Origin of the sequence: Neoroseomonas soli, from assembly GCF_018129065.1 — a bacterium.
Classification (GTDB): Bacteria; Pseudomonadota; Alphaproteobacteria; order Acetobacterales; family Acetobacteraceae; genus Neoroseomonas; species Neoroseomonas soli.
Map to the genome: position 1 here is coordinate 1 of NZ_JAAEDM010000117.1, position 11031 is coordinate 11031.

General features: G+C 70.7%; 8 protein-coding genes. 3 read left to right on the plus strand and 5 right to left on the minus strand.

Annotated elements, in window-relative coordinates:
• The coding region (locus GXW76_RS23405) for a glycosyltransferase (protein WP_211864558.1) at positions 1 to 1316 on the minus strand (1316 nt) is incomplete at its 3' end.
• 228 nt (positions 1317 to 1544) lie between these two features.
• Here GXW76_RS23405 and GXW76_RS23410 point away from each other — a divergent pair.
• Both GXW76_RS23410 and GXW76_RS23415 read left to right on the plus strand, forming a co-directional pair.
• Complete coding sequence (locus GXW76_RS23410) at positions 1545 to 2357, plus strand: hypothetical protein (RefSeq protein ID WP_211864559.1); 813 nt, start codon at positions 1545 to 1547, stop codon at positions 2355 to 2357.
• Positions 2358 to 2446: 89 nt separating this feature from the next.
• On the plus strand, positions 2447 to 3421 hold the full coding sequence (locus tag GXW76_RS23415) for a methyltransferase domain-containing protein (RefSeq protein WP_211864560.1): 975 nt from the start codon (positions 2447 to 2449) through the stop codon (positions 3419 to 3421).
• Here the strand turns inward: GXW76_RS23415 and GXW76_RS23420 are convergent, their stop codons facing one another.
• Positions 3422 to 5044, minus strand: coding sequence for a methyltransferase domain-containing protein (locus GXW76_RS23420; protein ID WP_211864561.1), 1623 nt, complete (start codon positions 5042 to 5044; stop codon positions 3422 to 3424).
• Between the two features lie 122 nt (positions 5045 to 5166).
• Between GXW76_RS23420 and GXW76_RS23425 the strand changes: the two genes are divergently transcribed.
• On the plus strand, positions 5167 to 6408 hold the full coding sequence (locus GXW76_RS23425) for a rhamnan synthesis F family protein (protein WP_211864562.1): 1242 nt from the start codon (positions 5167 to 5169) through the stop codon (positions 6406 to 6408).
• A gap of 34 nt (positions 6409 to 6442) precedes the next feature.
• Here the strand turns inward: GXW76_RS23425 and prfB are convergent.
• The 3 genes from prfB to GXW76_RS23440 form a co-directional block, all read right to left on the minus strand.
• A protein-coding gene (gene prfB, locus GXW76_RS23430; protein WP_211864563.1) for a peptide chain release factor 2 occupies positions 6443 to 7574 on the minus strand; the annotation gives its coding sequence in 2 pieces (ribosomal slippage) (positions 6443 to 7504 and positions 7506 to 7574; 1131 coding nt in all).
• 9 nt (positions 7575 to 7583) lie between these two features.
• Complete coding sequence (locus tag GXW76_RS23435; protein WP_211864564.1) at positions 7584 to 10193, minus strand: penicillin-binding protein 1A; 2610 nt, start codon at positions 10191 to 10193, stop codon at positions 7584 to 7586.
• Between the two features lie 82 nt (positions 10194 to 10275).
• Positions 10276 to 11031 (minus strand): N-acetylmuramoyl-L-alanine amidase family protein (locus GXW76_RS23440; protein ID WP_211864565.1); only part of this gene is annotated, 756 nt, incomplete at its 5' end.

Below are 11031 nucleotides of genomic sequence, written 5' to 3' on the forward strand. Positions count from 1 at the left end.
CGCAGCGCGCGGGCCTGCGTCGCCGCATCCGGCGCGGCGCCCGCGCGCGGCGCGGCGATGTCCTCGTACAGCGCGGCGAGCCGCGCGCCGATCACCGGCAGCGCGTTTTCCGCCACTGCCTGGGCGCGTGCGGCCTCGCGCATCGCCATGTCGCCGCGGTGGCGGGCGACGAAGCGCAGCAGCGCCTCGGCCAGCGCCTCCTCCTCCGCCGCGTCCGCGAGCACGCCCGACGATCCTTCCCGCACCAGGTCCGGCAACCCGCCGACCGGGGTGGCGAGGCAGGGCGTGCCGCAGGCCAGCGCCTCCAGCGCCACGTTCGGGTAGTTGTCTTCCAGCGAGGGAATGCAGGCGAGATCGGCCGCCGAGAGGATATCCGCCAGCACCTCGTCCGCCTCGACCTCCCCGAAGGCCAGTGTCCGCAGCCCCGGCCATGCGGGCAGCGCCGATTTCCCGAAACCCGCCACGGCCAGCCGCCCGCCCGGCGGCAGCAGCGCGGCGAGGCGCCCGTCCTCGCTGACCCGCCGCAGCGCCTCCATCAGCAGCGCGCCGCCCTTGCGGTGTTCCCGGTTGTCATGCGCGCCGGCGACCAGAAGCAGGTCGTCCGGCCCGATGCCCCAGGCGGCGCGCAGCGCATCGCGATCCGCGCGCGGGGCGAAGATGTCGGTCTCGATCGGATTCGGGATCACCTCGATGCGGCAGCCGCGCAGGATGGCGCTCTGCCGCGCGCATTCCGCCATCCAGCGGGAGGGCGCCACGATCACCGCCCCCGGCGCGGACCAGGCGGCGCGCTTCTCCTCGAAGGCGTTGGGCACCAGCGACCAGGCATCGGCGAGTTGCGGGCATTGCAGGCAGGCGGTGCGGTACTGCTCGCAGCCGGCCGGGTAGTGGCAGCCGCCGGTCATCGGCCAGAGGTCGTGCAGCGTCCAGACCACCCGCCGCCCTTCCGCCAGCCAGCCGCGCAGCGTCGCCGGCGGGATGGCCCAGGAGGTCCAGTGCAGGTGCAGGACATCCGCCGCCGCGAACAGCGCCTGGCGTTCCAGCGCGAGGCCCGGGTGCGCGATCGAGAACAGCGTGTTGGTCTCGGCACTGCGCGCCGATTGCAGCACACCCCATTGCACCTTGTCGCGCAGCGCCCGCGCCAGCGCGGCCTCGCCGGGATCGGACGGCGGCACCGCGCGCAGCAGGATGTCGTCGGGTTCGCTCGGCTCACCCTCGGCGAAGGCGAAGGCCGAGAGCATCCCCGCCCCGCGCGCGGCCAGATGCGCGCGTCGCCCGGCGCGCCCCGCGCCGCCGCCGGCGCCATGCGAGACATGCATGACCGTCAGTGCCAAACGCGCGCCCCCCGCGTCGCCGCGCAGGCGCGGCCGTCACTGGCGGTAGACCGCGCCCCGCCTGCGGTCAAGGCGGCGTGCGCCGGCACCCTTCGCGGCGATGACGGGAATGTCATAGGATGCAGACGGGCCGCGCGCGGCCCCGATCCGCAGGGGGAGTCCACCGCATCGTGCCTGATCGCAGCAGCCCCACCGCACCCGCGGGAGGCCGGAGTGTCTGACGACCGCCCCCCCTTTCTCGTCACCATCGCGACCCAGCGCAGCGGCACCAAGTTCCTCGGCACCTCCTTCTCGGCCGGCGGCCTGGTCCGTTCCCTGGGGGAGGTGTTCCAGCCCGGTCCCGGCGGCTCCGACTTCCGCACCTTCTTCGCCGACTTCGTGGCGCAGCGCGGCGGCTTCGGCTTCGAGGCGGAGGAGATGGGCAGCGCCCTCGACCTCTTCATCGAGCAGTTGCGCGCCAAGGTCGCGCCGGCGGCGCTGCATTTCGACCTGATGTACAACAACCTCGGCAGCTTCGCCCCGGTCTGGACCCTGCCGGTCGGCGCGCCGGGATCGAACTTCCTGGCCAACTGGCTGAAGTCCCGCCGCGCGGCGGTGATCCACCTGGTCCGCCCGGACCTCGCGGAATGCTTCGCCAGCCACGTCATCGCCGAGGCGCGCGGCATCTACCACACCGGCAACGACAAAGACGCGGCGCGCGACATGAGCGTGATGCTGAGCGCGGAGCAGGCGCTGTCCTACATGCTGCCGATCCTCAGGACGCGGCGCTTCGTGCAGCGCGCCTTCGGCGGCTATGCCCGCTACCTCGAGATCACCTACCCCGACTTCATCGCCGGGCCGAGCGTGACGCCGGAAACGGCGGAACGCATCGCTAGGCTGGCCGGCATCCCGGCGGCCGAGGCGCCACGCCTGTTCGGCGCATCGCCGCTGCGCCAGACGGCGAAGGACAAGCGGTCGCTGGTGACGAACTTCGACGACATCGACCGGATGGCGCGGAACCTGCAGCGGATGGTGAACGACGGGTGAGCCGCGGGGCAAGGCAGGCAATTTTCCGGCGTGAGTTTCTATTCTAGGTTGCCACCAACCTCTGCCCCCATCCGCCGGACCGAAGATCGATGAACCACGTGCCGACCAGGCGACTCCGGCCTCTCCAGGGCCATACCGAACCGGCGCTGACGATCGAGCGCTTCTCCCTGTTCCATGGCGTGCTGCACGTGACCGGCCACGCCTTCTGCGGGGCGAGCCCGGTCGCGGGGCTGACTGTCCTGCTCGGCGACGGCCGCAGACTGCCGGTCGCCCGGCACGACCTGCCGAGCCCCGAACTCACCCGTCAGCACGGCAGCGCGGCCGCCGCCTGCGCCTTCGATGAGCAGTTCGCTGTCGGCCCCGATGCCAATGCGGTGCTCGGCGCGCGGATGGAAATCCGGCTGGCCGACGGAAAGCTGCAGTTGCTCCCGCTCGGGGTGCATGACCAGGCGGACCCCGTGGTGCCGCTCATCAACCGCTTCTTCGGCATGCTGCGGGACCTCCCGCCCGGCCACATGCTCGAGATCGGATCGCGCAACCGGACCGGCAACATGCAGACGGGCAACCTCCCGCCCGGCTGGCGCTACACCGGCTTCGACATCCTGGAAGGCGAGAATGTGGACGTCGTGGGCGATGCGCACGCCGCGAGCACCTTCCTGCCGCATGGCGAATTCGATGCCGTGATGTCCTTCGCCGTCTTCGAGCATCTGCTGATGCCGTGGAAGGCGGTGGTGGAGATGAACCGCGTGCTGCGCATCGGCACCATCGGCCTGATCGCGGCGCCGCAGACCTGGTCCCTGCACGAGGAACCCTGCGACTACTTCCGCTTCTCCGGCCATGCCTGGAAGGCGCTACTGAACCGCGCGACCGGCTTCGAGCTGCTCGACGTCGTGCACGGCCCGCGCGCCTACATCGTCGCGAAGGTGTTCAACGTCGCGACGAATTTCGGCGAGGTGCACACCGGCGCGCTCATGTCGGCCGCGCTCTTCCGCAAGACCGCCGAGACGAAACTGGACTGGCCAGTCTCGCTCGACGACATTGCGGACGACCTCTACCCGATGTGATCAGCGCGGCGTGCGCCGCGCCAGGATCGAGAGCGCCGGCCCCGCCGGATGGTCCGGCGTCTCATGCGCGATGTCGATGCTGTCGAAGCCGAGGCGCCGCAGCACGCCGAGCAGGTCGTCGCGCTCCATCCACAGCGGGTCCTCGTCGGTCCCCCCGCAGAAGGCCGGGTCCGTGACCCTGCCGTAGGGCCGGCGGTGCAGCGTCACGTCCATGTCGCGCCAGGCCCGCGCCTCCCGGCCCTGGATCGCGGCGCGCCGCGGATCGCCCGGCGGCATCGCCTTCGCATCCACCACATGCGTCCAGAGAAACAGCCGGTCGGTCCGCGCGGACAGCAGTTCGAGCAGCCGCAGCGGATCGGTCATGTGATAGAGCACGCCGCTCGCGACGATCAGCGGCCAGCTGCGCGGCTCCGTCTCGAGATACGGCACGAAATTCCCGAGCAGGAAGGACGCGTCGCGCAGGCCGCGGATCTCCTTCGTCACGAGACAGCGCAGATAAGCCCTGCGATTGGCCTCGATCGCCAGCACCGACCGCGCGCCCGCATCGAGCAGCATCGCCGTGTGGCTGGCCTCGAGCGGACCGAGTTCGAGAACCTCCATGTCCCTGAGGCTGCCGCCCAGCAGCCCGACCAGCCAGGTGATGCGGGCATCGTCATGCAGCGCCACCTGCCCCGCCTGCACACCGAGCGCAGCGGGAAAGGACCCGACCCAGGAATCGGACAGGGTGTCGATCGCGTGCTGCGCGCAGGGCGCGGACTTCACATAGGTCTCGTCGCCGAAATCCACCGCCGGCGTGGCCGGCGCGGCCGACGCGGGCACCGTCCCGCGCGCCTCGGCGACCGCACCGAGCGCCAGCGCCGTGCGGTCGAGCCCCACCTGCGCCTGCGCGGGAGAAAGCACGGCGAGGAACTCGCAGCCGATGCTCGGATGGAAGAACTGCTCACCCATCCCGATCAGGCCGAGCGAGCGCAGGTCCTCGGCGATCAGGCGGAAGGTCGAAGGGGTGAAGACCCAGGCATGGGCGTCGAGATACTCCTCCTGCCGCCGCGCCGCGATGTCGTAGCCGGCGCGTGCGGTGCCGCCGAAAGCGAAGGTGCCGCCCTCGCTCTCCGCCCAGACATGCACGCCGTCGCGCAGCGCATTGTAGGCGTGGTGGTCGAACAACGCCGCCGGCGTGTGCGTGCGCTGCTTGGCCAGGTAGGAGTTGAGCATCTGGCCCGCGGTGCTGGTCGGCCGCAGGTAGTCGAAGCAGAAGCGCCGGTCCGGCACGAGCAGGAAGAGCCGCCCGTCCGGCTTCAGCGCGCGCTCGCAGCGCTGCAGGAAGTGGATCGGGTCGGGCAGATGCTCGAACACGTGGCTTGCGACGATGAAGTCGAAGCCTTCGCCCGAATCATCGAGCTCGCCGAACTCGCCGCCATCGTCGATGGCATCGACTTCCTCGACTCTGCTGACGTCCACGCCCATGGCCGAATACTTGCGGCGCAGCCCATCCGCATCGGTGTGGTCGATGATTCGCGTCCGATAGCCCTCTGCCTTCGGCAGGATGGGCGAATAGGAGGCCCCGATCTCGATGCCGCGCTGCGACGTGCCGACGGCGTTCCTGATGTAGCTGCGAAAGTCCAACCTGGCCTCCTGGGGCGACGTCGGGCCGGCTTCCATCACTTCGCGGAATTCGCTGATGAGTGGAATTGCCGTCCTTATTATTTCACTATAAGTAGCCCACGCATCTCTCGGAAGGGCTGGCGATGCAGCGTATTCGCCGCACGGTAAACGATCTCGCCTATCGTGCCTTTTGTGTCGGAACGAAACTCGCGCAGGCGCCGGCCGTGATCCGCGAAGGCACGCCGCGCATTCTCTCCGACGAGGTCACCACACCCGTCCAGGGCGATCGCTTCGCCATCGTCGTCAAATACGCCAAATTCGGCCTGACCGAGGATTTCACCGATCTGCTCGCCGCGCTGAAGCGGGCGCGGGTGAACGCCATCGTCGTCTGCAACGGACATCTCGCGCCGGAGGAGGCCGCGCGGCTGCGGTCACTTGCGCACCGCATCATGGTCCGCCCCAACATCGGCCGCGACATGGGCGCCTACCGCGCCGCGACGCTGCATCTGCATCGCAGCGGCCTGATGCCGTCGCGCGTCCTCTACTTCAACGACAGCGTCATCTATCTGCGCGGTCAGGGCCTCGACGACATGGTCGCCGCGCTGGCCGAGAGCAGCTACGACGTGGCGGGCACCTTCGAGAACCACGAATTCGCCCACCACGTCGGGACCTATGCGTTCAGCATTTCCGGTGCCGTCTTCGCGGATCGGAACGTGCAGCGCTTCTGGCGACGCTACCGCCCGTACGACCTGCGTCCCTACGCCATTCGCCGGGGCGAGGTCGCCTACACGGAATGCGTCCGGCGCTGCGGCTACCGCATCGATGTGATCTATTCGGCCGATAAGCTCGCGAGCCGGCTGGGCGCCCTGCCGTTCCACACGCTCGTCGAGCACCTCCGCTACATCCCGTTCGGCGCCTTCCGCGACTACGCGATCAATGACCTCATCGCCGGCGCTGTGAAGACAGGTGCGCTGCTCTACCGAAAAGCGCCGGAATCCGCGCCGCCCCCCGCGCGCACGCCGCGCCTCAGCGACTACCGCTCGCGCACGGTGCCGACGAATGAGGAAGCCGAGGCCCACGCGCAGTTCCTGCGGCTGTCGGAAACCATGAAATCCGAAGTCCTGATCAACCACATGATGGGGCTCATCATCAATTGCAGCCAGGTCCACTACGGCTTCGGGCTGTTCCACCGCGTGATGGGCAGCCCGCTCGTGAAGAAGGATCTGCTGGTGCGCGGCGTCTTCTTCGAGCACGATTGCACGAGGATCCTCGACACCGTGCCGGCCGAAAGGCGCAACGGCATCATGCGCGAGTTGATCTCCCGCGGACGCCCGGTGAATTTCGACTGGATGCGCCGCTTCCGGCTGAGGCACGGCCTCATCTGAAGGCGGCCTCGCCGGCCGCCTTCCCGCAAGTGCCTCAGCGCGCGGCGGCGCTCGCGTCGCTGCGCGTGGCGCCCACGCGCTGCGCCAGCGCGGCAGCCATGAACTCGTCCAGCTCCCCGTCCAGCACGGCGTCGGGATTGCCCTTCTCCACGCTGGTCCGCAGGTCCTTCACCATCTGGTACGGCTGCAGCACGTAGGACCGGATCTGGTGGCCCCAGCCGATGTCGGTCTTGCCGGCCTCGACCGCGTCGCTGATCGCCTCGCGCTTGCGCAGTTCCAGCTCGTACAGCCGCGCCTTCAGCATCTCCATCGCGATGGCGCGGTTGCGGTGCTGGCTGCGATCCTGCGTGGACGCCACCACGATCCCGGTCGGGATATGGGTGAAGCGCACGCCGGATTCCGTCTTGTTGACGTGCTGCCCGCCCGCGCCGGAAGCGCGGAAGGTGTCGGTCTTGAGGTCCGCCGGATTGACCTCGATCTCGATGCGGTCGTCGATCACCGGATAGACATAGACGGATGCGAAGGACGTCTGCCGCCGCGCCGCCGCATCGAAGGGGCTGATGCGCACCAGCCGGTGCACGCCGCTCTCGGTCTTGAGCCAGCCATAGGCGTTGTCGCCGCTCACCTGGATGGTGGCGGACTTCACGCCGGCCTGCTCGCCGTCGGAGCGTTCCGTCACGGTCACCTTGTAGCCGCGCTTCTCCGCCCAGCGGACGTACATGCGCAGCAGCATCTCGGCCCAGTCCTGGGCCTCGGTGCCGCCGGCGCCGGCATTCACTTCCAGATAGGCGTCGTTGGCGTCGGCCTCGCCCGCGAGCAGGCTCTCGATCTCGCGGCGCTTGGCTTCCTCGGCGAATGCCTTCAGGTCGTCCACCGCCGCGTCCGCGGTGGCCTGGTCGCCCTCGGCCTCGGCGAGTTCGATCAGCCCGAACGCATCGGCGACGTCACGTTCGAGGCGACGGACGCCTTCGACCTGGTCGGCCAGCCGCCCACGCTCGCGCATCACGCGACCGGCCTCGGCGGCATCGTTCCAAAGGGTGGGGTCCTCGGCGCGAGCGTTCAGCTCGTCGAGGCGACGGACGGCGGCATCCCAGTCAAAGATGCCTCCTCAGCAGGGACACCGAAGCGGTGATCTGCTCGTTCAGGGATTCTGCATCAGCACGCATGGCGGCGGCTCAATACAACCCGCCCAGGCTGCTGTCGATGCCGGTCGCGCTGCCGCCGCCGCCGCCGCCCTCGCCGCTCCAGCGCCGGGCGGAATTCTCCGTCCCCGGCCGGAAGGCCTCAAGGATCGAGCCGTTGCCGACATTGAGCCGCACCAGCGCCACGCCCGGCGGGGCGCGGAAGGGCACCGGCGGGCTGTCGCGCAGCGCAGCGGCCACCACTTCCCGGAAGATCGGCGCCGCATTGCCGCCGCCCGTCTCCCCGTTGCCGAGGCTGCGCGGGTCGTCATAGCCCAGCCACACCGCCACCACGATGTCCGGGGTGAAGCCGACGAACCAATTGTCCTTGTAGTCGTCCGTCGTGCCGGTCTTGCCGGCGACGGGGCGGCCCAGCCGGTCGCCGATCGCGTTCGCGCCGGTCCCCCGCTGCACCACGCCCTGCAGCAGGCTCACCATCTGGTAGGCGGCGATCGGGTCGGTCACCAGCCGGCGCTGCGGGTCCACGAGTTCGGGCGGGCCGGTGTCCGGGCCGGCGGCGGAACAGGTCTCGCAGGTCCGGCGGTCGGCGCGCCAGATGACGCGGCCGCGGCGGTCCTGCACGGAATCGATCAGCGTCGGCGTCACCTCGCGCCCGCCATTGACGAAGGCGGCATAGCCAGCGGCCATGCGCATCACCGTCGTCTCGCCGGCGCCGAGGGAATTCGCCAGGAAGCGCGGCATGTTCGGGATCACGCCGAAGCGCGCCGCCGCATCGGAGACCGCATCCATGCCGACCTGCTGCGCCAGCCGCACGGTGACGAGGTTGAGACTGCGCTCCATCGCCTGGCGCATCGTCACCCAGCCATAGGACCGGCCCGCGGTGTAGTTCTGCGGCCGCCACATCCGCCCGCCCGACATCACCTCGATCGGTTCGTCCAGCAGTTCCTGGTTGGGCGGGATGCCCTGCTCCAGCGCCGTGATGTAGACGAAGGGCTTGAAGGAGGACCCGGGCTGCCGCATCGCCTGCGTCGCCCGGTTGAACCAGGATCGCTCGAACGACCAGCCGCCCGTCATGGCCAGCACGCGCCCGGTCTGCGGTTCGAGCGCGACGATCGCGCCTTCCACCTGCGGCATCTGGCGCAGCTCCAGCCGCTCCGGCCGTGCCGCGCGGCCTTGCGCCGCGGTCTGGGAGGCCATCGGCTCGACGAAGACCACGTCGCCGACACTGGCCACCTGCTGCATGCGGGACGGCTGGCCGCCGATGCGCCCGTCCCGTGCCGGCCGCGCCCAGGCGAGGTCCGAAAGATACATCAGCCCCGTGCGCGGCTGCGGCGCGCCGCGCGCATCGCCGCGCTCGATCCAGCCGAGCCGCGCTTCGGTGTTGCGCACCTCCAGCACCACTGCGAGCCGCCATTCCGGCAGCCCGCCCGGCGGGCGCTGATAGGCCTCGAGCGCCGGCATCCATTCCGTCGGGCCGGCGGCGATGGTGCCGAAGGCGCCGCGCCAGCCGCCACGCCGGCGGTCATAGGCCACCAGCCCGTCGTGCAGCGCGCGCTCCGTCGCCGCCTGCAGCTCGGGCTCGAGGCTGGTGCGCACCACCAGGCCGCCCATCGTCGTCTGCTCGGCGCCGTAGCGCTGGATCAGCTCGCGCCGCACCTCCTCGGTGAAGTGCTGGCCGACAGGCACGATGTCGGGCCGCCGCGTCGGGCGCGGCACGATCGGCTCGGCCTTCGCATAGCGGGCTTCCTCGCGCGTGATGTAGCCGTCCTCGGCCATGCGATCGAGCACCCAGTCGCGGCGGGTGCGCGCGGCCTCGGGGAAGCGGAGCGGGTTGTAGTTGTTCGGCGCCTTGGGCAGGGCGGCGAGGAAGGCCGCCTCGGCCACGGTCAGGTCGTCGAGGCCCTTGTTGAAGTAGGCCTGCGCCGCGGCGGCGACGCCGTAGGCGCTCTGCCCGAGGAAGATCTCGTTCAGGTAGAGTTCGAGGATGCGGTCCTTCGACAGCGCCTGTTCGAGGCGCACGGCGAGGATCGCCTCCCGCACCTTGCGCATGACGGAGCGTTCGGACCCCACCAGCATGTTCTTGGCGACCTGCTGGGTGATGGTCGAGGCACCGCCCATGCGGCGGCCGGAGCCGTAGTTCTCCGCCGCCGTCAGCAGCGCGCGGCCGATGCCGAGCGGATCGACGCCGTGATGCTCCCAGAACCGCTGGTCCTCGGCCGAGACGAAGGCTTGCTGGACGCGCGCCGGGATCGCCTCGATCGGCACGAAGACGCGCCGCTCGGTCGCGAGCTCGGCGGTCAGCCGGCTGTCGGCCGCGTAGATGCGGCTCATCTGCGGTGGGTCGTAGTCGGCAAGCCAGCGGTGATCCGGCAGGTCTTCGGACACCTGGCGATAGACGCCGTAGGCTGCGACGCTGCCGACCACGCCGCCGACCAGCAGCAGCATGAAGAACAGGCGGAACAGCCCGAGGCCCCGCCGCCGTCGCCGCTTCTCCTGCCGCTTCCGCGCGGGTGGGGCCGCTTCGGTGGCCGCCCCCTGCGCTTCGGGTTCCGGCGTCGCCTGGGGGGCAGCCGGCCCTACGCCGCGCCGCGCACGGCGAGAGGGGTCGAGGGGTGCATCGGCACGGAGGTCGGGGGCAGTCATCGGATCCTTGATACACCGCCCCGCCGCCCGCCGCGACACATGGCGCGGCCGGGACGATGCGGGGGCGGCGCAAAGGCCCGCATCATCCTGGCTGTATTTGGGCGGACGCCACCTCGAGCCAACCCCTGATCGCGCGCGTCAGGGCGCCGGCCAGGCGGGCGCGATGGTCCGCGCGCTGCAGCGCCGCCTCGTCCCGCGGGTCCGACAGGAAGCCGAGCTCGACCAGCGCGGAGGGGATTTCCGGCGCCTTGAGCACGACGAAGCCGGCCTCCCGGTGGGTATTGGGCAGCAGGGGCACATCCTCGCCCAGTTCCCGCACCGCGAGGCGCGCGAGGCGCGCGGAACCCGCCCGCGTCTCCTGCCGCATCAGGCTGATCAGGATCCGTTGCACCTCCGGGCTGACGGAGGGCAGGCGCAGGCCGCCGGCAAGGTCCGCGCGGTTCTCCCGCCGCGCCAGCGCCTCGGACATGGCGTCGGAGGCGGTGTCGGACAGCGTGTAGACCGATGCGCCGCGCGCCCCCGGCGCGGAATCCGCGTGCAGGGAGACGAACAGCGCCGCCTCCCGCCGCCGGGCTATCTCCACCCGATCGGCCAGCGGCACGAAGACGTCGCGCGAGCGGGTCAGCACCACGCGGCAGGTGCGGGTCGACTCCAGCCGGCGCTTCAATTCCTGCGCGGCCGCGAGGACGATGCGCTTCTCCTGCGTGCCGGAGGCGCCGATCGTACCCGGGTCGCGCCCGCCATGGCCGGGGTCGAGCACCACCAGCGGCAGCGGCGCCGCCCCGCGCGCCACGCCGGCAGCGAGGTCCCGCCCGGCGCGCACCGCTGCGGCGAACTG